Raw genomic sequence first — 21,141 nt, 5'->3', positions numbered from 1 at the left:
GGCCAATCAACGACGGGGTGGCGCAGAGGGGCAGACGTTCCTGGTCCTTGGTGAGCGTTCTGAGCAGTCTTCCTGGGAGCTGTCCATCACCTCCGTTCATGCCAGCCGGTTCGGCGACCATGTCATCATTGGCCGTGACGGGACCGAGCAGCTCCGTCGTGCACTCGTCCCTTCGAAGAGGTCGCCGCGCGATCCGGTCGCAGGGGAGACGTGGCGTGTCACGGGTCCTGTCAAACTCCATCCCGAATATGGGCCGCAGCTCCATGCCGAGGTGGCCCTGCCCTTGGTCACCAAGGGGCGGGCGATCATCCGCCATCTGGCCACCGACAAGCGCTTCGTAGGTATCGGCTGGGCTACGGCGGAGAAAGTCTGGGAGCGCTTCGGCGAGACCATCTACTCCATCATCCGAGATCGTGACCTGAAGGCGGTCGCGGACGTCGTCGGCGCGGATCGGGCCATCGCCATCGTCGACGGCTTCGGCATGCTCGCCGAGGAGGTCGAAATCTTCCGCTGGCTGGATCGATACGGCGTCTCGCCTCGTGTGGCTGGTGCTGCCGCCCGTCTCTGGGGTCTCGGAGCCATCGACCGCATCAAGGCCGATCCGTTCACGATGACATTGCTGGAGCCGTGGAAAGACGTGGACGCGAGAGCGCTTCGTCTTGGAGTCGCCCTCGACGATCCGAGGCGGCTAACGGCCGCCGTCGAGGAGGCCTTGGCCATCCGGTTCCGGACAGGGAACATGGCCTCCCCTTCCCCAGTTCTGAAGCCTCTGGTGAAACGCCTGCTCGCGCCTTGGAGCGGCGATCCGGCGAGTGCCATCGACCTGGCCTTGGCCAGCAGTCGCGTTGTGTCGCCAACCCCCGACCTTTTGCAGTCGAGGGCCTGCCGGTTCATGGAGGAAGAGGTCGCGCGACAGGTCAGCGAGCGCGTTGGTCGTGAAGTTCCGGCATTCGACGGTAAACTCGTCGTTGACGCCATCGCCAAGGTGGAAGAGGAAATCGGCTACGCGCTTACCGATGCCCAGCGAGAGGCGGTCTACATGGCCACGAGCTGCGGCATCTGCGTCATCAGCGGTGGCGCAGGCACGGGCAAGACGACAGTCGTGCGTGCAATCCTTGCCGCACTGGAGGCCGTCCGCGACAGTCTTCCAGCTTCGCAGCGCCAAGGCGTCGAACACCTGCAGGTGGCTCTGGCAGGCCGCGCCGTCAGACGGATCAGCGAAGCGACAGGCCGCCCGGCAAGCACTCTTTCGCGACTGGTGCACGACATCGAAAATGCTGGCCGCCGTGTTCAGTCAGGGACCGTCATCTTCGACGAGTCCTCGATGCTCGACACCCCGTCGATCTATCGGGTGCTCGCTCAGTTGCCCATCGAGGTCAACCTGATCTTCATTGGCGACCCCGGTCAGCTCCCGCCTATCGGACCCGGCCTGCCCTTCCACACCATGGTCAAGGCGACGCGCATCCCTTCGGTCACTTTGGATGTCGTCCATCGTCAGGATGATGCCACTGGCATTCCCGCCGTCGCCTCTGCGGTGCGATCAGGTAAGTCCGTCGCCCTCCGGCGCTTCGATCCAAACGTCGCCCTCTCGCCGGGCGTCTATCTCTTCCCGGCGACGAAGGAGGATGTGGCAGCAAGAACCTTGGCCGCCTTCCGCGCCATGTGCGGTCGGGTGCCCGCCTACGGCAGGACGGCCGCCCTGCACGATATGGATGTCCAGATACTCACTCAGGTGAAGAACGGACCGGCCGGATCGAAGGAGCTGAACCGCGCCATCGAGATCGAATACATGGCGCGGCAGGCCAACGTCGAGGACTGGGGCCTGAGCGTCGGCTCGAAGATCATGTGGTTGAAGAACGACTACTCCAAGGCACCGCAACTGGATGCTGATGGCAGTCCCCTACTCGACAAGGTGACCGGCGAACCTGTCTGCTCCGGGTTCATGAACGGCTCTCTGGGCGTGGTCACCAAGCCTCATCCGAAGGGTGCTTGGGTTAGGTTCGATGACGGCGCTGAAGATGCGGTCACTGCGGCCGACCTTGAGAAGGTTACTCATGGCTGGGCGATCAGCGTTCACAAGGCGCAGGGCTCGGCTTTCCGTAGGGTGATCGTGCCGCTCGTCGGCTCGAAACTTCTTGACCGGACCCTGCTCTATACGGCCGTCACCAGAGCCGTCGAGACGGTCGTCATTGTTGGTGACCCGGAAGTCCTTCGTCGCACGATTGAAGAGCCGCCCACGGCTCTTGATCGAAGCAGTTCGATGAGCTTGGAGGCGGAACAATAGTTGCTCGAAATCGCGCTAAGGCCGAACGGAGCGGGAACGGCCCACCGGGCGCATCTCAAAAAGGGCATCAATAATCGGGCATTCCGGAACCTGGTCGCCGCTGCATTGCGCTGCCATATCCGACATGACCCGCTCCAGACGCCTTAGATCGGCGATTTTCTGACGGATATCTTTCAAATGTTCGATTGTGAGCGCGTGAACCTCCTGGCAGGTGTGGGCGTGGCCATCGACAAGTTGCAATAGCCCACGCAGTTCATCGAGGCTGAAGCCGAGTTCCCGGCCGCGCCGCACGAAATGTAGCCGCCGCGTGTGGTCATTGCCGTATACACGATACCCGCCTGCGCTGCGGGCGGGCTCCGGCATGACGCCGATCTTCTCGTAGTAGCGGATCGTCTCGATGTTGACGCCGCTGCGTTCAGACAGCACGCCGATCGAGAATTCTTCTTCAGTCTGCTTCATCACGATGTGCTCACAAATTGGTGAATTTTTCCCGCTTGACCCTGTAGTCGCTACAGACGCTAGGGTCACGATAGATCAATTTTGGGAATATGTGAACGATGACGCAGGACGAAACTCAGACGCTGAGAAATACCGCCGTAGAGCCCGAGGAAAAAGGATTTGATCGGGCGGCGTTGCTGTCAGTTGGCGGCATCGTGGCGGCACTGGGCGCGGCAACCTGTTGCGTGGTGCCTTTTGCCTTGTTCTTCGCCGGCATCAGCGGCGCATGGATCGGCAATCTGACTGCCTTCGAGCCCTATCAGCCTGTGTTCGTCACGATCGCGCTCGCCTGCCTCGGCTATGGCTTCTATCTCGTATACCGCAAGCCGAAGGCCGCGGAATGCGTCGAAGGCTCCTATTGCGCGCGCCCGTCGTCCCACCGGAACGCCAAGATCGGCCTCTGGATCGCAACGGTCCTCATCGTCGTCGCTGTGGGCTTTCCCTACGCTGCGCGCTTCCTCCTTAACGCCTGACCTGAAGGAAATCCTCATGAAAATCCTACCCCTCGTTGCCCTCACCGTATCGCTGCTTACGAGTGTTCCCGCCTTTGCCGCCGAGCAGACGGTGACCTTGAATGTCGCCAACGCCACCTGCGAACTTTGCGGCCCGATCGTGCAGCGGGCTCTCAGCGACGTGCCAGGCGTACTCGATGTCGACGTGTCGGAGGCGATTGGCGCGGCAATCGCCAAGGTGCGCTTCGATGACAGTCAGACGAATGTTGAGGCGCTGATCACCGCAACCAGCAATGCTGGCTATCCCTCCAGCCTTTCGCAGTAGGGAGGCTCAGCATGACTGATGGAAAGTTCATCGGCTTCGGCGTCGTCGCGCTTCTGGCTATCACCTGTTGCGCCGCCCCATTTCTGCTGGCTGCTGCGGGCTCTTTCGTGGCTTACGCATGGTTCGCGGCAGCGGGCCATATGCAGGTCCCGATCGCGCTCGCTGCCATTGGGGTAGCTGCATTTTACCTTTACCGGCGCAGCCGTTCCGGATCGGCGGCGGATGCCGCTTGCTGCGGATCGCCGACAGAAAACAAGGAAGAATTGAATGTGTGAACACTGCGAACCCACTTCGAACAAAGGCAATGGCCGTTACGATCTCGTTGTCGTCGGGGCCGGCTCGGCCGGATTTTCCGCCGCAATCACGGCCGCCGAACAAGGCGCGCAAGTGGCCCTTGTCGGGCATGGCACGATCGGCGGCACCTGCGTCAACATCGGCTGCGTGCCCTCGAAAGCCCTGATCAGAGCCACGGAGGCCGTGCGTCACGCCAATGATGCGGCTGCCCGTTTTGATGGTGTCGAAAGCGGTGCGCGGGTGGTCAATTGGGCCGCCCAGATCGCCCAGAAGGACGCTTTGGTTTCCGCTCTGCGACAGGCGAAATACGCCGATCTGCTGCCGGAGTACAACAACGTGGTCTATCGCGAAGGGCAGGCCCGTCTTGTAGACGGCGGTGTCGAGGTGGCAGGCCAGCGGCTCGCCTCCGAACGGATCGTCATCGCGACAGGCGCGCGTCCAGAACTGCCGGAAATTCCGGGGATCGCCGACGTATCGCCGCTCGACAGCACGACGGCGCTCGCCCTGACCGAACTGCCGCGTTCGATGATCGTGCTCGGCGGCGGCTACATCGGCTTGGAGCTTGCCCAGACTTTCGCGCGGGCCGGTGTCGCGGTGACGCTCGTGTTCCGCAGTCGGCTTCTGCCGGAGGCTGAACCCGAAATCGGGTCTGCGCTTGCTACCTACCTGGCCGACGAGGGCATCCGGATCGTCGGCGGCATCAGCTACGAATCCGCCCGCAGGACCGATGACGGCGGCATTGCGCTCGCCATCGTGCGGGACGGTCGTCCGGAGACCCTGACGGCCGAGCGGATTCTTGTAGCGACGGGACGCCGCCCGAACACCGAGGCCCTCGGGCTCACTGAGGCCGGCATAGACTTGTCACCTGCCGGTGCCATCGTCGTTGACGACCGCATGCGCACCTCGAAGACGGGGGTCTATGCGGCCGGAGACGTGACCGGCAAGGATCAGTTCGTCTACATGGCTGCCTATGGCGCAAAGCTCGCCGCCAGGAACGCCTTGAACGGCGACGGCCTGCGCTACGACAACACCGCAATGCCCGCTGTGGTGTTCACAGACCCGCAGGTGGCGAGCGTCGGCCTGACCGAAGCGCAGGCGCGCGCCGCCGGACATTCGGTTCGCACTTCCGTCCTTTCCCTCGACAATGTGCCGCGGGCGCTGGCGGCGCGCGACACACGCGGCCTGATCAAGCTGGTGGCGGACGGAGCAAGCCGGAAACTGCTGGGGGCGCACATTCTCGCGCCGGAAGGTGCCGACAGCATCCAGACGGCCGCGCTGGCTATCCGTGGCGGCCTGACGATTGACGATCTGTCGGAGACGATCTTCCCGTACCTGACAACCGTCGAAGGTTTGAAGCTTGCGGCTCAGACCTTCGACAGGGACGTGAAAAAGCTATCCTGCTGCGCGGGTTAAAGGTGAAAGGGAAACGGGTGCTTGCTCAAGTTGTAGCATAGACGGAGCGGGCACCTCATCCCTGACGCGCATAATGGTCACGGCATCGTCGGTGCCTTCTGGCCAAGCTTGATGATCAGCGCTCCGATTGTTGCGTGCCTCGCGTCGAACTATGCCGCCAGAACCGACGCTCTACGGAGCAACAAGGGAGGGATAGAGCGGTGCAACAATGCTGCCAAGTGTAGCGAAACGGGCCGACCACCAAAGCAACAAACGGTGTCAAATCATTGCTGCAACACCTTGTCCCGAGGTCATCCTCCGGAAACCATTGCAACGCATGGCGATCGGCTCACTCACTCACCCAGCTTCACTGCCGAAACCGCACTCTTTGGAACTAACCCATATCCATCTGTCCTGAAACATCGCGACTCGCTTGCGGCGCTGTCGACATCTGAGCTCCTTCGAGACTTAGATGTGAACCCTGAATATCAGCCCAGAGTACTAGCGACGCTGAGCGATATAGAGATGGCCTGGAACTGGCGCTCCTTGTTCGCTGCGCACGACGATATCTTCGCAACGCACACAATCCATTCCGTGGTTGTCGAGCATTGCACGCACATAGGTTTGTGCGTGTGCAAAGCGCTGATAGTCTCCGACCATGAATGCACGCCCGGCAAGCCTTGTATCGTCCAGCGTCTCGCTGGAGAAGCCGAAATATCCGCCCGGCAGCAGATGCGCGGCAACGCCCGTGAAGAATTTGTCGAGTTCGCCCATATATGGCAAAACATCGGTAGCCACGATCAGATCCCAATCCTGTTCGCTCGTGGTTTCGAGAAAACGAACGGCTTCGCCGACGAACAGCACCTGATAGTCGCCTTTCTCGTAAGCGACTTCGATCATGTTCTCCGAGATATCGACGCCGGTCTTATGTCCGGCCATGTCATCGAGCGCATCAGCTGACAAGCCAGTGCCGCAGCCCAGATCGAGCATGCGTTCAGCGAAAAACTCGTCGTTCATGTCGAGGAGCATTTCCCGCAGCTGCAGCGGAACGTCATAACCGAGCTGGTCAACAAGGATCGTGTCGAACATTTCGGCATGTTGATCGAAGAGTGTCGACACATAGGCATCCGGTGCCTTTAGAGGTACCGCGCCGCGTCCCATGCTCGCAAGCCGCACGGCTGCGCCGCCATGGTCATCAGGATCGATTCGCAGCACATCTTCATAGGCCTTGGCAGCGGCATCGAAATCGCCAGCTTTTTCCAGTGCAAGCGCCCGCTCATAGGCTTCTGCAAGCGCTTCCTGATCAAAAGCTGGTTGGTCATTCTCAGCCATAAAGATCGGCCCTTCTTCTGTTCTTGACATCTGTTAGGTGCGGTATGTAAGTGTTTGTAAAATCTGTAATTTCTTACTTTGGTGGACATTCGAGCGCGTAGAGCAAGAGTATCCCTCCCCGCTTCCTACGCTTATCTGGAAAATCTCGCAAGCGGGGTCGCTGCAATCAGATGGTTCCCTACTCGGCAGCTGCTGTGACGCGCTCGTCTTGTCCTTTATGATCCGCCAGCTTTCGTGCAATCACAGCACAGGCCATAAGCTGGATCTGGTGAAAGAGCATCAAAGGCAGAACAATGCTGCCGACATTCGCACCGGCGAAAATCGCGCTTGCCATTGGAGCTCCGCTGGCGAGGCTCTTCTTTGATCCGCAGAACATGATCGTGATGCGGTCGGGACGATTGAAACCGAGCAACTTGCTGCCGTACCAGGTGGCCAGCAGCACAACGACCAGCAGAACGATGTTGACGCCCACCATCATGCCGAGATCGTGCCATGAAACGGTACGCCAAAGACCTTCAACCACAGCCTCGCTGAAAGCCAGATAAACGACCATCAGGATCGAGCCTCGGTCAACAAAGCCGAGTGCTTTGCTGTGCCGCCGCATGAAACTGCCGATCCATGGCTGCAGAATTTGTCCGAGCACGAAGGGTGCGAGCAGCTGCAACAGAATGGATTCGAGCGCATCGACCGATATTCCACCACCGCCTTTGACTGCGAACAACAAGCCGACCAGCAAGGGTGTGAGAAACATGCCGAAAATGTTCGACGCAGATGCTGATACGATTGCCGCTGAAACATTGCCGCCCGCAATTGAGGTGAAGGCTATGGACGACTGTACCGTCGAAGGCAAAACACAAAGAAAGAGGATACCTGTGTAGAAAGCTGATTGCGACAAGCCGGGAATGGTCCAGCCTGCCGCCAGACCGAGGATCGGAAACAGGATGAACGTCGATGACAGGACTGCCAGATGCAGTCTCCAGTGCGTTATGCCTGCAACGACGGCCTCACGCGAGAGCCTCGCACCATGCAGAAAGAACAGAAGCCCGACAGCAAATTTCGTCGCCAGCGCAAACCAGTCTGCAAAATCACCGTGCACGGGGAGCACGGACGCAAGCAGAATGGTCACGATCAGCATGCTGGTGAATTTGTCAGGCAGGAAGCGCATCATATCGTCCAATCTTGCAGGCATCGCGGAGCGCGACGCCCGCTTCATTCAAAACTCACATTCGTTCATAAACCTCTCGGGAGGAGTTTCAATCCTCCCGATATGGCGCGATAGCTCACACTTTTGAGATGTGGCTTCCAATTTACAATCCAAGCTGGTTCATTCGTAACCGTTGGGGTTCTTCGATTGCCAGTGCCACATATCCTGGCACATTTCGCGGAGGTTCTTCTCTGCGGACCAGCCGAGGAAATCGCGGGCAAAGGTTGGATCAGCGTAACATTCAGCAACGTCGCCTGGACGGCGCGGCGCAATCTCGTATTTGATCTCGCGGTTCGAAACATGCTCGAAGGCCTTCACGACGTCCAGAACGCTATAGCCCTGCCCCGTGCCGAGATTCACCTCGAAACACTGCGGCTCATTCAGCTTCTTGAGTGCCTTCAAGTGGCCGGCGGCCAGATCCACTACGTGAATGTAGTCGCGAACGCCGGTGCCATCGGGCGTTGAATAATCATTGCCCCAGACATTCAGTTTTTCGCGACGACCGGTCGCGACCTGCGCGATGATCGGCATCAGATTATTCGGAATGCCCTTTGGATCTTCGCCGATCAGGCCGCTCTCATGTGCGCCAACCGGGTTGAAATAACGCAGGATGGCGATCTTCCAGCTGTTGTCGCCGTTATAAATATCGCGAAGCATGTCTTCGATGACGAGCTTGGTCCGACCATAGGGATTGGTTGCCGATAGCGGCTGGTCTTCCGTGATTGGCAATTTCTGCGGATCGCCATAGACCGTGGCTGATGAGCTGAAAACCAGTGTCTTGACGCCGGTTGCTTCCATGGCCTGCAACAGGCGGAGCGTGCCCACCACATTGCAATCATAATAGAGCATCGGCTTTTCGCTCGATTCACCGACGGCCTTCAGACCGGCAAAGTGAATGACGGCAGTGCATTTGTGATGCCGGATCACTTGTTCCAAAAAAGCGCGATCTCGAATATCACCTGCTTCCCGGCGCGGCGTGCGCCCGGTAATCTTTTCGATGCGATGCAGGGCTTCCGGGTGGCTGTTGTCAAAATTGTCGACCACAACGACGTCGTGGCCTGCCTCGATGAGCTGAACACAGGTGTGCGAGCCGATATAACCAGCGCCGCCAGTCACAAGAATTGTCATCGTTTATGTATCCGCTTGTTGAACATACCGCCCCGATGTGCGATCCCCGGCTGACTATGCAAAATCAGTAACAGACTTCAAGCCATCCGGTGCGATTCTCTTGAATGGTTGCAATAGATCAGCCAAGTTTGACGGAGCGATGATGAAACCATCCCGCAATATCGATCGCCTTCTGGAAATCATGGCAGCGCTCCGTGACCCCGAAACCGGCTGTCCATGGGATGTGGAGCAGAGTTTCGAATCCATCATGCCCTATACGCTTGAGGAAACTTATGAAGTCCTCGATGCCATAGAGCGCAATGATATGGACGATCTGCGCGAAGAACTTGGCGATCTGTTGTTGCAAGTGGTGTTCCATTCACGCATGGCCGAAGAACAGGGCAGCTTTGCATTTGGCGATGTTGTCGAAGCTATCACGCACAAGATGATACGTCGGCATCCGCATGTTTTCGGTGACGCTGAAGCCAGAAATGCAGGCATGGCCAAGGGCTCGTGGAATCGCATCAAGGCTGAGGAAAAAGCCGAGCGGGCCGAACGGCGTGAGAAACTTGGACTTGAAACGGCCGAGAAGAACGGTTTTCTGGACGATATTCCACACGCCTTCCCTGCGCTGCTTCGTGCTTTGAAACTTCAGCAGAAAGCCGCGAAAGTCGGCTTCGACTGGTCTGAGGCAGCACCGATCCTCGACAAGATCGCCGAAGAAACCGCAGAGCTGAAGGAAGCTATGGCGGCGAAGGAGCGCGCGGATATCGAAGAGGAATATGGTGACCTGCTGTTTGCCATGGTCAATTTGGGCCGCCATCTTGAGATCGATGCGGAAACTGCGCTCGTCGCAGCCAATGAGAAGTTCAAGCGGCGGTTCCATTTCATCGAAAAAACGCTCGGTGAAACCGGAAGCGACCTTAACGCCGCTACTCTCGATGAAATGGAAGCAATCTGGGGCGAAGCCAAGAAAAAAGGCCTCTAACTATTTGTTTTTAAGAATTTCTGGGCGCAAAACCGTTTCACACTTTCGCTGGAATGCTCAATCGGCCTGTTTTTCGTCTTCCCATTTTGGACGGAACATCTGATAGACGCTTTCCGTCGTGGCAAAATCCATATAGCCAAGCCTGCTGACAGGTCTGGCTTTCGCGATATCGATGAGACCGTTGGTCAGGACCTGTTCATCGATATGCACGCCGACAACCTCGCCGATCACCATGTAATTGTCGGTCGGCCTGCCCTCTTTGTCCTGCAATCGTTTGATTTCCACCGCGACACATTCAAGCGCTGCATAGGCCTCCTTGACGCGTGGGGCTGCGATAAGCCTGCTCGACGTCTGGGTTAGTCCGGCATATTCGAACTCGCTGATACCGCGAGGCGCGTCGACAGATGATGCATTCATCTGGGTTCTCAAATGATCGCTCACCAGATTTGCGGTGAACTCGCCGGTTTCTTCGATGAATGAAACGCTGTCCTTCACACCACTCGATGAGAACATGACCATAGGCGGCGTGTCACAGATCGCGTTGAAGAAGGAGTAGGGCGCGAGGTTGACGGCGCCCTCCTTCGATTTCGTCCCGATCCAGCCTATGGGGCGTGGTGCAACGATTGCCTTGAACGGATTATGGGGCAGCGGGTGCCCTTCCCTCGGTTCATAAAACATATGTTTATCCGCTTATTAGAAAGTCTTGTTGAAGTCAGTTCTAAGCTTGCGTCCATGGGCCGGAATATTCGGTAACGATCTTGTCCATGTCGGCTCTCGGGCGTTCCGGCATCTTGTTTGCCGCCGTTCCGATATGAACAAACCCGGCAACACGTTCATTGGGTGCCAGTCCCAGAAAAGCGCGGGCGGAAGCGTCGTCCGAATACCAGTTTGTAATCCAGTTGCTGGCATAACCAAGCGCGTTCGCAGCCGTGCAAAGGTTCATTGCGACAGCGCCAGCCGAAAGGAATTGCTCCCATTCCGGAATGCGTTCATGCGCGACAGGCGCCGACACGACACCGACGACGAGCGGCGCACGCGAGAAACGCGTAAGCTCTTTTTCCTTGCGTCCTTCCGGCATCGGACCTTCAATTTCTTCGGCACGTTGGGCCAGATACTCGCCGACTTTCAGCCGTGCATCACCGCGATACAGGATGAAACGCCAGGGCGTCAGGCGTCCGTGATCAGGCACACGTGCTGCAACTTTCAGCAAGGCTGCAAGTTCCTCGCCCTCGGGTGCTGGTCCGGAAATTGCCGAAATCGGGGTGGAACTGCGCTGTGCCAGAAAATCGAAGATCGGATGGGCCACGGATAACCTCGTCACTAAAATGCTGCTTATATTGCTCCACTTATTCGGGGCTGCTTCTTCTCGCCCTTTGCATCCGCACTGTAAAGTCAAAATTCCAGAAACGATTAATCAACAGAAGTTGGAGAAATGCGGGTGCCGGAAGCGATTTGGCCTTGAATTCGCCACCCGCATGGGCTCAAAAATACAACATGTCGGATCGCTTGAACCTGTTTTACCCAAAGAGAAAAATTGCCCTGCGCGGAGGATCGTTTTTTACGGCGTTCGCGTTTGCCGTCAGTGCAATGCCATCGTTGGCTCAGAGCCTAGATCCGCAGACAAATATTCCACAGTTGCAGACCACCACGACTGGCCTGCCAGACTTGCCGCAGCCAGCGCTCGATCTTCCGACACTGAACACTTATGCCGCCCCATCCAGCCCGGAGAACAATCCGCTCGTCCAGACGCGTGAACTCGATCTCAAGGCGCGGTTGAGTGAAGGTGGCGGTGACATTCCGGCGGGGCTTGTATGGCGCGTGTTCTCGCCGGATGTCGGAGCGGATGGTCAACTGCCGTTGATCGCAAGTGCAAAGGGCGGCGGCGCTGTTTTCAATCTGCCCGAGGGCAGCTATCTGGTGCATGTCGCCTATGGGCGCGCCGGTGCTACCAAGCGGATCACGGTCGGCAACGCGACCCGTCATGAAGTGATGATGCTCGATGCGGGCGGGATGAAGCTCAGTGCGATTCTGCCGGATGGCGGCAAGATTAATGACGATCTCCTGCGTTTCTCGATCTATGCGGACGAAGACAATAATGATCGTTCGCTGATCGTGCCCGACGTCAAGCCGAACGCGATCATTCGCCTCAACAGCGGCACTTATCATGTTGTTTCCAACTATGGCACGGCCAATGCCACCATTCGGGCCGATATTCGCGTGGAAGCCGGAAAACTGACGGAAGCGACCGTTCAGCATCGGGCCGCGGAAGTGACGTTGAAGCTTGTGCGCGAGCGCGGCGGCGAAGCGCTTGCCGATACGTCATGGTCAATTCTGAACGCTTCCGGCGACGTGGTACGCGAAAGTGCTGGCGCTTATTCGTCGATGGTCCTTATCGAAGGCGATTATGTTGCCGTCGCCAAGAACAAGGATCGCATCTACCAGCGAGACTTCAAGGTTTCTTCTGGCAAGAACGAGGAAGTCGAAGTCGTCGCCAATGGCGAGTCCGAATCCGTTCAAGACAGCATGGATTGAGTTTAAACTATCTTCAAAAGCAAAAGGCCGCGCAATGCGCGGCCTTTTTATTGTTAGCCACCATTCTTGAGGCGGAGCAGATCGGGCGGGGTCGCCTCTTCCACCAGCCGTGCAATGGCTTCATCGAGCGTCATGGATTCCTGATCGCGCGAACCGAGACGGCGCATATTGACCGTATTTTCTTCGGCTTCACGCTTGCCACAGACGAGGATCACCGGAACCTTCTGCAAGGAATGCTCACGAACCTTGTAGTTGATCTTCTCGTTGCGCAGATCGGTCGAGACCTGCAGTCCGGCGGCTTTCAGCTTTGCCGCAGCCTGCGCCGCATATTCGTCGGCATCCGAGGTGATCGTGGCGACGACAACCTGCACCGGAGCAAACCATAGCGGCATGTGACCGGCGAAGTTCTCGATCAGGATGCCGAGGAAGCGTTCCATCGAGCCGCAGATCGCGCGGTGGATCATCACCGGCTGGCGCTTTTCAGAATCCTTGTCGATATAGAAGGCGCCGAAGCGTTCCGGCAGGTTGAAGTCCACCTGCGTCGTGCCGCACTGCCATTCACGACCGATGGCGTCCTTCAGCGTATATTCGAACTTAGGACCGTAGAACGCACCCTCGCCCGGCAGAATGCCGGTCTTGATGTTGTTGGACTGCTGCTGGATCTTTTCCAGCACCGACATCATCACGCTTTCGGCACGATCCCAGAGCTCATCCGAGCCGACACGCTTTTCAGGACGGGTCGACAGCTTGATGGTGATCTCTTCGAAACCGAAATCCTTGTAGACCGACAGGATCAGGTCATTGATGCGCAGGCATTCGGCAGCCATCTGCTCTTCTGTGCAGAAGATGTGCGCATCGTCCTGCGTAAAGCCGCGCACGCGCATCAGGCCATGCAACGCGCCTGACGGCTCGTAACGGTGCACATTACCGAATTCCGCAAGCTTGATCGGCAGGTCGCGATAGGACTTGAGGCCATGCTTGAAGATCATGACATGGCCGGGACAGTTCATCGGTTTCAGCGCAAAGACACGATCGTCATCGGTTTCGTCACCGGCAACGGTTACCTTGAACATGTTGTCGCGATACCAGCCCCAGTGGCCCGAGGTTTCCCAAAGCGATTTGTCGAGCACCTGCGGCGCGTTCACTTCCTGATAGCCATGGCTGTCGAGGCGGCGACGCATATAACTCACCAGATTCTGGAACATCTTCCAGCCCTTGGCGTGCCAGAACACAACGCCCGGTCCCTCTTCCTGGAAATGGAACAGGTCCATTTCACGGCCAAGGCGGCGATGATCGCGCTTTTCGGCTTCCTCAAGCATATGGAGATAGGCCTGAAGATCGTTGTCGTTGGCGAAAGCCGTACCGTAGATGCGGGTCAGCATCGGATTGTTGGAATCACCGCGCCAGTAAGCCCCGGCGACCTTCATGAGCTTGAAGGAATTGCCGATCTGGCCGGTTGAAGCCATGTGCGGGCCACGGCAGAGGTCGAACCAGTCGCCCTGATAATAAATCTTGAGGTCCTGCCCGGCAGGAATGGCTTCCACCAGCTCGACCTTGTAGTTCTCGCCCTTGTCGGCAAAAACCTGCTTGGCTTTTTCACGCGACCAGACTTCCTTGGTGAAAGGCTTGTTGCGCTGAATGATCTCGCGCATCTTCTTTTCGATCACCGGAAGATCGTCGGGCGTGAACGGTTCGTTGCGCGCAAAGTCGTAGTAGAAGCCGTTCTCGATAACGGGGCCAATGGTAACCTGCGTGCCCGGAAAAAGCTCCTGCACGGCCTCTGCCAGTACGTGCGCCGTATCGTGACGAATGAGTTCGAGCGCGCGCGGGTCTTCGCGGGTCAGAATCTCAATCTTGCCGGAAGCGCCGAGAGGATCGGAAAGATCGCGCACGGTGCCATCGACGGCATAGGCAACAGCTTTTTTGGCAAGAGATTTGGAAATCGATTCCGCGAGGCCCGCGCCGGTCATCGACGCATCGTATTCACGCACAGAGCCATCGGGAAATTGCATGGAAACGGTATTCGACATTCTGATCATCCTTATCCAGTCCCGCCAACGATTGCGGGTGGGTTCATGCGTATGAAAATGAAGGTTGGGTTCTAGTCTTTTTTGCCCAGCCAGTAAAGCGCGACAGACTGACAGCGTCAGGTCGCGCTCATCTGTGCAATTGAAATGAAATCAGTTCCGAATCGGGAGACAGTCGATCTTCTGCTGCTTCAACTGCGAGCATGCCTTTTCGGCGGATGCTGAGTCCCTGAAACCGGAAAAACGCGCACGATAGACCTTGCGGCGCTTTTCTGCAGGCGAAATTTCAGCTTTCAGACCCGGCGCGACTTTGTCGACCGCCGGACGATATTTGGCCAGCAGCTCCTTGGCACCGGAAAGTGTCGGTGGAGCGCCGAGCTGAATCGTCCAGGCCGATGCTCCAGCGGCTGAGGCGATCAGGAAGCCACCATCGCCCTGCTCGATACGGGAATCGTCGATCAGGTCTGCTACTGCATCTGCTTTCGGCTGGGCCGGAGCTGCCTGTTTGGCGACGGGCTGCGGCTTTGCCATTGCAACGAGCTGCCCCGTGGCCTCAGTGCCTTCCGTGCCGAACCGGGTGAGCAGTTTCGCCATCTGGTCGTCGCGCTGCCGCGCCGATCCAGCCCCCAGTACAACGCCGACAAGGTGCTTGTCGTTGATGACGGCTGAGGAAACGAGGTTGTAGCCGGATACATCCGTATAGCCGGTCTTGATGCCATCGACGCCCTGATAGCGATACATCAGATTGTTGTGGCCGTTGCGAACACGGTCGCGGAAAGTGAAGGAGCGCTGCGAGAACAGCTCATATTGTTCCGGAAAGTCACGGCGGAGCGACATGCCAAGCACGGCCATATCCCGCGCTGTGGTCAGCTGGGTTGACTTCGCCGTTAGTCCCGACGGATTGACGAAGAAAGTGCTCTTCATGCCGATCTGGCGCGCACGCTGCGTCATCAACCGGCCAAAAGCCGCTTCCGATCCGGCGATATATTCGCCCATGACCGTCGCCGCATCATTGGCCGACACGATAATCATGCCATTGATCGCATCGCGGACGGTAATCGTCTCACCCGGCTTCAGCCAGAGCTTCATGCGAACCTTTGCAGCCGCATTTTTCGATACAGGCATTGCATCGTCCCAATGCAGCGTGCCGGTCTTGAGACCTTCAAAGGCGAGATAGAGCGTCATCATCTTGGCCAGTGAAGCTGGTGCACGCTGCACATTCGCATCGTCCTGCCCAAGGATTCGCCCGCTATCGGCGTCGAAAACAACCCAGGACGTATTCGCCATCGCCGCAGACGTACAAAGCACACTCGCACCGAGCGCTAAGGATGCAATGAGACGTGAAAGACGGGACGATGATTTCAGCATAACAGCTCACAGGAATAGGGACGCCGGGGGGACATGCAGGCAAATTGCGGCCCGAAAAAGACCACAGCACTACCTTAAATTCCAATTCTCAATGAAACGTTGATATCCTTAATGAATTATAATCAGCTAACAAAAAACTGTCAGAATTCACAGCTGGGGGTAATTCGGGGAAACTGGGAGACGGCTCTGATAAAGCGCATCGCGCCCTAAGATGCCTGTTCCAAAAGTCGTCCTGTGTGGCTGCAAATGACGATTATCTGCGTGCTGGTGCTCATGTACCCAAAAGTACACTCCGCTCCGGTACTCGAAAATCACCATTTTCGCACACACAGGCCGCTTTTTGATTCAGGCATCTAAGATGCCGAGCAGCGCCAATACCGCCAGGGCAGATACCATTTGAGATCGCTGGAGAGTGCACGCGGCACCGGATCGAAACCGTGGGTTCCGAACGGCCCGCAACGCACGACGCGAAAAAGCCCCATCCATCCGCCGCTCCACAGGCCGTGGCGAGCAATGGCTTCATAGGCATATTCGGAACAGGTCGGCAGATGGCGGCAGGAATTGCCGATGAGAGACGACAATGTCACCTGATAGAAGCGCACGAACGAAGTGCCGATCACTCTTCCGGGTGTCTTGCGCCACGGATCTGTAAAATTCCGGCTATAGCGCTTTGGTGCGCCCTCGCCTGCGTGATTCTTGCCGCAAGAGCACATCAGGCAGCTTTGGCCTTTTCCTCGATTTGCCGGATGCAATCGACAACCGCATCGAATGTAAGCAGCGTGGAGGCGTGGCGAGCCCTGTATTCGCGGACAGGTTCGAAATATTTCAGGTCGGCAAAACGCCCTTCCGGCGCCGGACCTTCTTCCTTCAGCATCTTGTACATTTCATCGCGGACGGCTTTCAGTTCCTCTGCGGAAGCGCCGATGATATTGCGCGCCATCACGGACGAAGAAGCCTGCCCAAGTGCGCAGGCTTTCACCTCATGCGCGAAATCCGTCACAATGCCGTCAGCCATTTTCAGGTAGACGGTAACGGTCGATCCGCACAGTTTGGAATGCACTTTGGCAACGGCATCGGGCTCAGGAAGGCGCCCCAGACGCTCCATGTTTCCAGCGAATTCCAGAATACGTTTGTTATAAATATCATCGATCATGGAGGCGAACCTTCCGCAGTGCCGGAGAAAAACATAATTTTGTCGTCCGACTGCGGTTTGAAGTTGCAATTTAATGTCTATATAATAGGCAGGTAGCGTCTGCGCTATGGGTAACATTAGCACAGACCCGGGGGCAGTCGCACGAAAACCTGTCCGGTGGCCTCAAGCGCCGGATCAATACATCGCCCGCTCGCAAAGCGCATCGTTGTATTGTCCGTTTAACTCGTCTCCTCCTTGAAGGAGACTACTGGAGAATACTGATGGACGCTCGCATCCTCAAAGAAGATGACGAATCCGGCCTGCCGAACAAGCAGGCAGATGTAACTCTTTTGCATGGCAAGCCGACGCAGGCCGATGCAGAAGCAGCCGTACGCACGCTTTTGCTTTGGGCCGGAGACGACCCGGAGCGTGAAGGTCTTCTGGAAACGCCGAAGCGCGTTGCCAAGGCCTATAAGGAACTGTTCGCAGGCTATACGGAAAGCCCGGAAGAAGTCCTCGGCACGGTGTTCGAGGAAGTCGGCGGCTATAACGATCTTGTCCTCGTGAAGGATATTTCGTTCCATTCGCATTGCGAGCACCATATGGTGCCGATCATTGGCAAGGCGCACGTCGCCTATCTGCCTGATCACAAGGTGGTTGGCCTTTCCAAGATTGCCCGCGTCGTGGATATTTTCGCGCGCCGCCTGCAGACACAGGAAAGCATCACCGCACAAATCGCCGATAGCATCCAGCGCATTTTGAAGCCGCGTGGCGTCGCCGTCATGATCGAGGCCGAGCACATGTGCATGGCCATGCGCGGCATCCGCAAGCAGGGTTCGACGACCATCACCAGCACTTTTACCGGCGAAATGCAGGTGAATGCGGAGGAACAGGTTCGCTTCATGACCCTGACCCGCAGATAAGCGGCAGACTATGAGCTTCTTTCCTGTCCAGCCTTCCGACAAGAAGGCCATCGAAGAAGGTGTGACATTCATGCCGCGCTTTGATGCATCGGGTCTCATCACAGCCGTTGTAACCGATGCGCGTGACGGCGAGTTACTGATGGTCGCCCATATGAATGAGGAAGCCTTGCGCCTTACCCTCGAAACGGGAATTGCGCATTACTGGTCCCGTTCGCGCGGCAAGCTCTGGAAGAAGGGCGAGACGTCGGGCAATCTGCAAAGCGTTGTCGAGTTGCGAACGGATTGCGACCAGGATGCGCTTTGGCTGAAAGTGCGCGTCGCCGGTGACGGGCCGACCTGCCATACAGGCCGCCGCTCCTGCTTCTATCGGCAGGTTGTTGCCGAGAACGGCGATATATCGCTGGCTATTGAAGGCGCTTGCGATCACGAGCATTAATCTTGGTCAAAAAGATGTGATGGCGCGAATATGAGTCGCGCCATCAATTCGCAGCATTTATTCTTTGGATACTATGTTTCGCTAATCTGAAGCGGTTCCATTCAAACGGAGTTGTCGGAATCGTTTTAGCCATTTGTCTGTGCATTTCCTGACGCAAACCGCTTGAGTCTTTTGTCGGAAATGCTCCAAATCGAGACGAAGAGGTATCCATCGTGATGCTTGCATGGGGGCAGAGGCGGAAGGCTGCGAATAACGACCTTGCACCGCCGACAGAAGAAATCGTTGAAAAACCTGAAATCAAGCGTGAGCCGCGCCGGATAGCCTTGGCGCTGGGCGGCGGAGCTGCGCGTGGCTGGGCGCATATCGGCGTTCTGCGCGCGCTGGACGAAGCCAATATCGATATCGAGATGATTGCCGGAACTTCCATCGGCGCGCTTGTCGGTGGCTGTTATCTGGCCGGAAAGCTCGATGAACTGGAAGATTTCGCCCGTAGCCTCACACGGCGGCGCATGTTCAATCTTCTCGATATCACCTTTCGCGGTAGCGGGCTGTTCGGCGGGATGAAACTCGATGGTCGCCTGCGCGAGCATCTGGACGGGCTGCGCATCGAGGAACTGGATCGCCCCTTTGTTGCCATCTGCACCGAATTACGCACCGGTCACGAAATCTGGCTGTCATCTGGCCCGCTTATTGATGCCATGCGTGCTTCCTATGCCCTGCCCGGGGTTTTCGAGCCCGTACGCTGGCAGGAGCGTGTTCTGGTCGATGGCGCATTGGTCAACCCTGTCCCCGTATCTGTGTGCCGTGCTTACGAGCAGCGCCTCGTTCTTGCGGTGAACCTGCATTACGACCAGTATGGTCGCGCTGCAGTCATCAAACATGCGCAATCACGCCAGGAAGGTCTGGCTGAGGCAATTCATGGCGAGAAGGAAGCGCGCCTTGGCATTACGGGCGTGATGATGGAAGCTTTCAACATCATTCAGGACCGCATCTCGCGAGCCCGCATGGCGGGCGATCCACCGGATGTCACGCTTATGCCGATTGTGGGACAGATCGGGCTTGCCGATTTCCATCGCGCATCCGAGGCAATCGACGCCGGATACACGGAAACGCTGAAGCGTCTTGAGGATATCAAGCGCTTGCAGGGCATCGCCGGGTAATTTTTTGGCGATTGAGGCGAATCCGAATGAATCGGATTCGTCGGATTCGCTCTTGTTGCCCCTGGCAGCCCTTTGTTCCACCGCTACACTCTCGTTCGGTGACGTTTTTCGGAATTTTTTTTGATTTACGGAAGCCTTTGAAAAAGCCCGGAAATTCGGGGTTTCAACGATGTCTTCGATGATTGCGTGCCGGCTTTTTCGCATTCTTTTTCAAAAAGATTGCCGGAAGATGCAGATGGGGCTTGTGCACCCCAAAGTGATTTGCTAAATGCCCACTCGCCGACGGAGTTCGGCTCCTACCACGGGCGGTCGTGGCGGAATTGGTAGACGCGCAGCGTTGAGGTCGCTGTGGGGCAACCCGTGGAAGTTCGAGTCTTCTCGACCGCACCATCTTCTCTCAAGAACAATTTAAAATTCTTTCCCCGCAAGGGGTTAAAGTTGTTTCTTGATTAGAGGCTTTCACTTTTCATCGATGCAATACAAACAAAAACGCGCCCTTCGATGAAGAGCGCGTCTGGTTGATGACACTATTCTCGTTCAGCTTTTGCCGATTTCCGAAAGAATGATGTTGCTGTGTTCTCCCAGCTTCGGCGAACGCTTGTCGAGCTTTAATTCGGCATCGGAGAAGCGAATAGGCGTCCGCAGACCGGGAACGCCTTGCGGGTCGATCTTCATCGCCCTCGCCTCGAATTGCGGGTCTGCGAATACATCGGCAACCGTGTTGATCGGACCGGCAGGCACGCCAATTCTGGCAAGCTCAGCCAGAAGATCGTCGCGCTTCCACACCCGAGTCTTGTCTTCCAGAAGTGCCGTGAGAGCCGCCCGGTTGGCCACGCGCGCCGAATTGCTGACAAAACGCTCGTCGACAGCGATGTCACCAATGCCAAGCAATGAGGTCAGTTTTCCGAACTGTCCATCATTGCCGCAGGCGATGATGAAATAGCCGTCGGAAACAGGCAGCGTCTGATAGGGCGCAATATTCGGATGGGCATTGCCCATGCGCTTTGGTGAAACACCGGACGCCAGAAAATTCATCGCCTGATTGGCCAAAACCGCTGACATACAGTCAAATAGCGCCATATCGATATGCTGGCCGATGCCGGTGCGCTCGCGCATGATGAGGGCGGACTGGATCGCAATCACGCTGTAAAGCCCGGTGAAAATGTCGGCGAAAGCCACGCCGATCTTCTGCGGCTCACCGTCAGGTTCGCCGGTCAGATCCATGATGCCGCCCATGCCCTGAATCATGAAATCATAGCCTGCACGCTCGGCGTATGGGCCGGTATGGCCGAAACCGGTGATCGAGCAATAGATCAGGCGTGGATTGATGGCCTTCAGGCTCTCATAGTCGAGGCCGTATTTATCCAGCCCACCCAGCTTGAAGTTCTCGATGACAACATCGGCGTCAGCCACGAGCTGGCGCACCAGTTCCCTGCCCTCATCAGTGCGGAAATCCGCCGTAATAGAGCGCTTGCCGCGATTGCAAGCATGGAAATAGGCGGCGGACCGTTCGCCTTCCACATCGATGAATGGCGGGCCCCATTTGCGCGTATCGTCACCTTCAGGGCTTTCCACCTTGATGACATCGGCGCCAAGATCGGAGAGCGTCTGCCCTACCCATGGTCCGGCAAGAATGCGCGCCAGTTCTACCACCTTGAGACCGTCAAGCGGCGTGTTCTGCATTTTC

Annotated in this window: 21 protein-coding genes and 1 tRNA gene; 11 read left to right on the top strand and 11 right to left on the bottom strand. The window is 57.2% G+C overall.

Going from position 1 to position 21,141, the window contains the following annotated elements:
- Positions 1 to 271: 271 nt before the first annotated feature.
- A complete protein-coding gene (locus LJ361_RS06170; protein ID WP_264813002.1) occupies positions 272 to 2,284 on the top strand; it encodes an ATP-dependent RecD-like DNA helicase in 2,013 nt (670 codons plus the stop codon).
- 15 nt (positions 2,285 to 2,299) lie between these two features.
- Here the strand turns inward: LJ361_RS06170 and LJ361_RS06165 are convergent, their stop codons facing one another.
- A complete protein-coding gene (locus LJ361_RS06165; protein WP_264813001.1) occupies positions 2,300 to 2,743 on the bottom strand; it encodes a MerR family transcriptional regulator in 444 nt (147 codons plus the stop codon).
- A gap of 98 nt (positions 2,744 to 2,841) precedes the next feature.
- Here LJ361_RS06165 and LJ361_RS06160 point away from each other — a divergent pair, with 98 nt between their 5' ends.
- From LJ361_RS06160 to merA, 4 genes are read left to right on the top strand one after another with little or no spacing between them, the layout of a single operon-like run.
- Complete coding sequence (locus LJ361_RS06160; RefSeq protein WP_142174824.1) at positions 2,842 to 3,255, top strand: mercuric transporter MerT family protein; 414 nt, start codon at positions 2,842 to 2,844, stop codon at positions 3,253 to 3,255.
- Between the two features lie 16 nt (positions 3,256 to 3,271).
- Positions 3,272 to 3,559 (top strand): cation transporter, encoded by a 288-nt coding sequence (locus LJ361_RS06155; protein ID WP_142174825.1) that lies wholly within the window; start codon positions 3,272 to 3,274, stop codon positions 3,557 to 3,559.
- Between the two features lie 11 nt (positions 3,560 to 3,570).
- Positions 3,571 to 3,834, top strand: coding sequence for a hypothetical protein (locus LJ361_RS06150; RefSeq protein ID WP_142174826.1), 264 nt, complete (start codon positions 3,571 to 3,573; stop codon positions 3,832 to 3,834).
- On the top strand, positions 3,827 to 5,266 hold the full coding sequence (gene merA, locus LJ361_RS06145) for a mercury(II) reductase (RefSeq protein ID WP_142174827.1): 1,440 nt from the start codon (positions 3,827 to 3,829) through the stop codon (positions 5,264 to 5,266). Before LJ361_RS06150 ends, merA begins: the two co-directional genes overlap by 8 nt.
- Positions 5,267 to 5,746: 480 nt before the next feature.
- On the opposite strand, the gene LJ361_RS06140 is transcribed toward merA, so the two are convergent.
- The 3 genes from LJ361_RS06140 to galE all read right to left on the bottom strand — a co-directional run bounded on the left by LJ361_RS06140 (position 5,747) and on the right by galE (position 8,909).
- Positions 5,747 to 6,577, bottom strand: a complete 831-nt coding sequence (locus tag LJ361_RS06140; protein WP_036581764.1) for a class I SAM-dependent DNA methyltransferase — start codon at positions 6,575 to 6,577, stop codon at positions 5,747 to 5,749.
- Positions 6,578 to 6,755: 178 nt separating this feature from the next.
- Positions 6,756 to 7,742 (bottom strand): bile acid:sodium symporter family protein, encoded by a 987-nt coding sequence (locus tag LJ361_RS06135; protein ID WP_036563726.1) that lies wholly within the window; start codon positions 7,740 to 7,742, stop codon positions 6,756 to 6,758.
- 159 nt (positions 7,743 to 7,901) lie between these two features.
- Positions 7,902 to 8,909 (bottom strand): UDP-glucose 4-epimerase GalE, encoded by a 1,008-nt coding sequence (gene galE, locus LJ361_RS06130; protein ID WP_264812996.1) that lies wholly within the window; start codon positions 8,907 to 8,909, stop codon positions 7,902 to 7,904.
- Positions 8,910 to 9,051: 142 nt separating this feature from the next.
- Between galE and mazG the strand changes: the two genes are divergently transcribed.
- Positions 9,052 to 9,876, top strand: a complete 825-nt coding sequence (gene mazG / locus LJ361_RS06125) for a nucleoside triphosphate pyrophosphohydrolase (RefSeq protein ID WP_010660096.1) — start codon at positions 9,052 to 9,054, stop codon at positions 9,874 to 9,876.
- Between the two features lie 57 nt (positions 9,877 to 9,933).
- On the opposite strand, the gene LJ361_RS06120 is transcribed toward mazG, so the two are convergent.
- Positions 9,934 to 10,554 (bottom strand): flavin reductase family protein, encoded by a 621-nt coding sequence (locus LJ361_RS06120; RefSeq protein WP_043062547.1) that lies wholly within the window; start codon positions 10,552 to 10,554, stop codon positions 9,934 to 9,936.
- Between the two features lie 40 nt (positions 10,555 to 10,594).
- Positions 10,595 to 11,182 (bottom strand): nitroreductase, encoded by a 588-nt coding sequence (locus LJ361_RS06115; protein ID WP_010660098.1) that lies wholly within the window; start codon positions 11,180 to 11,182, stop codon positions 10,595 to 10,597.
- 281 nt (positions 11,183 to 11,463) lie between these two features.
- Here LJ361_RS06115 and LJ361_RS06110 point away from each other — a divergent pair, with 281 nt between their 5' ends.
- Positions 11,464 to 12,408: a hypothetical protein gene (locus LJ361_RS06110; protein ID WP_376787369.1), complete on the top strand. Its 945-nt coding sequence runs from the start codon at positions 11,464 to 11,466 to the stop codon at positions 12,406 to 12,408.
- Between the two features lie 53 nt (positions 12,409 to 12,461).
- Here LJ361_RS06110 and thrS read toward each other — a convergent pair whose 3' ends face one another.
- The 4 genes from thrS to LJ361_RS06090 form a co-directional block, all read right to left on the bottom strand.
- A complete protein-coding gene (thrS, locus tag LJ361_RS06105) occupies positions 12,462 to 14,438 on the bottom strand; it encodes a threonine--tRNA ligase (protein WP_029924832.1) in 1,977 nt (658 codons plus the stop codon).
- Positions 14,439 to 14,588: 150 nt separating this feature from the next.
- Positions 14,589 to 15,803, bottom strand: coding sequence for a D-alanyl-D-alanine carboxypeptidase (locus LJ361_RS06100; protein WP_029376106.1), 1,215 nt, complete (start codon positions 15,801 to 15,803; stop codon positions 14,589 to 14,591).
- 353 nt (positions 15,804 to 16,156) lie between these two features.
- A complete protein-coding gene (gene yidD / locus LJ361_RS06095; RefSeq protein ID WP_010660102.1) occupies positions 16,157 to 16,516 on the bottom strand; it encodes a membrane protein insertion efficiency factor YidD in 360 nt (119 codons plus the stop codon).
- Entirely contained in the window at positions 16,516 to 16,956 is a 441-nt protein-coding gene (locus LJ361_RS06090) for an iron-sulfur cluster assembly scaffold protein (protein WP_010660103.1), read from the bottom strand. The genes yidD and LJ361_RS06090 overlap by 1 nt, the downstream gene beginning before the upstream one ends.
- Positions 16,957 to 17,216: 260 nt before the next feature.
- Here LJ361_RS06090 and folE point away from each other — a divergent pair, with 260 nt between their 5' ends.
- From folE to LJ361_RS06070, 4 genes are all read left to right on the top strand, one after another.
- Entirely contained in the window at positions 17,217 to 17,858 is a 642-nt protein-coding gene (folE, locus tag LJ361_RS06085) for a GTP cyclohydrolase I FolE (RefSeq protein ID WP_264812993.1), read from the top strand.
- A 10-nt stretch (positions 17,859 to 17,868) separates the two neighbouring features.
- Entirely contained in the window at positions 17,869 to 18,294 is a 426-nt protein-coding gene (gene hisI, locus LJ361_RS06080; RefSeq protein ID WP_105529062.1) for a phosphoribosyl-AMP cyclohydrolase, read from the top strand.
- Between the two features lie 212 nt (positions 18,295 to 18,506).
- Positions 18,507 to 19,454: a patatin family protein gene (locus tag LJ361_RS06075; protein ID WP_010660105.1), complete on the top strand. Its 948-nt coding sequence runs from the start codon at positions 18,507 to 18,509 to the stop codon at positions 19,452 to 19,454.
- A gap of 305 nt (positions 19,455 to 19,759) precedes the next feature.
- Positions 19,760 to 19,844, top strand: a tRNA-Leu gene (locus tag LJ361_RS06070).
- Between the two features lie 147 nt (positions 19,845 to 19,991).
- Here the strand turns inward: LJ361_RS06070 and LJ361_RS06065 are convergent.
- Positions 19,992 to 21,137, bottom strand: a complete 1,146-nt coding sequence (locus tag LJ361_RS06065; RefSeq protein ID WP_105529061.1) for a CaiB/BaiF CoA transferase family protein — start codon at positions 21,135 to 21,137, stop codon at positions 19,992 to 19,994.
- Between the last annotated feature and the right edge of the window lie 4 nt (positions 21,138 to 21,141).

Source organism: Brucella sp. JSBI001 (genome assembly GCF_026014005.1).
Classification (GTDB): Bacteria; Pseudomonadota; Alphaproteobacteria; order Rhizobiales; family Rhizobiaceae; genus Brucella; species Brucella anthropi.
Note: the sequence above shows the minus strand (reverse complement) of the source record. Positions and strands in the feature narration are given on the sequence as shown.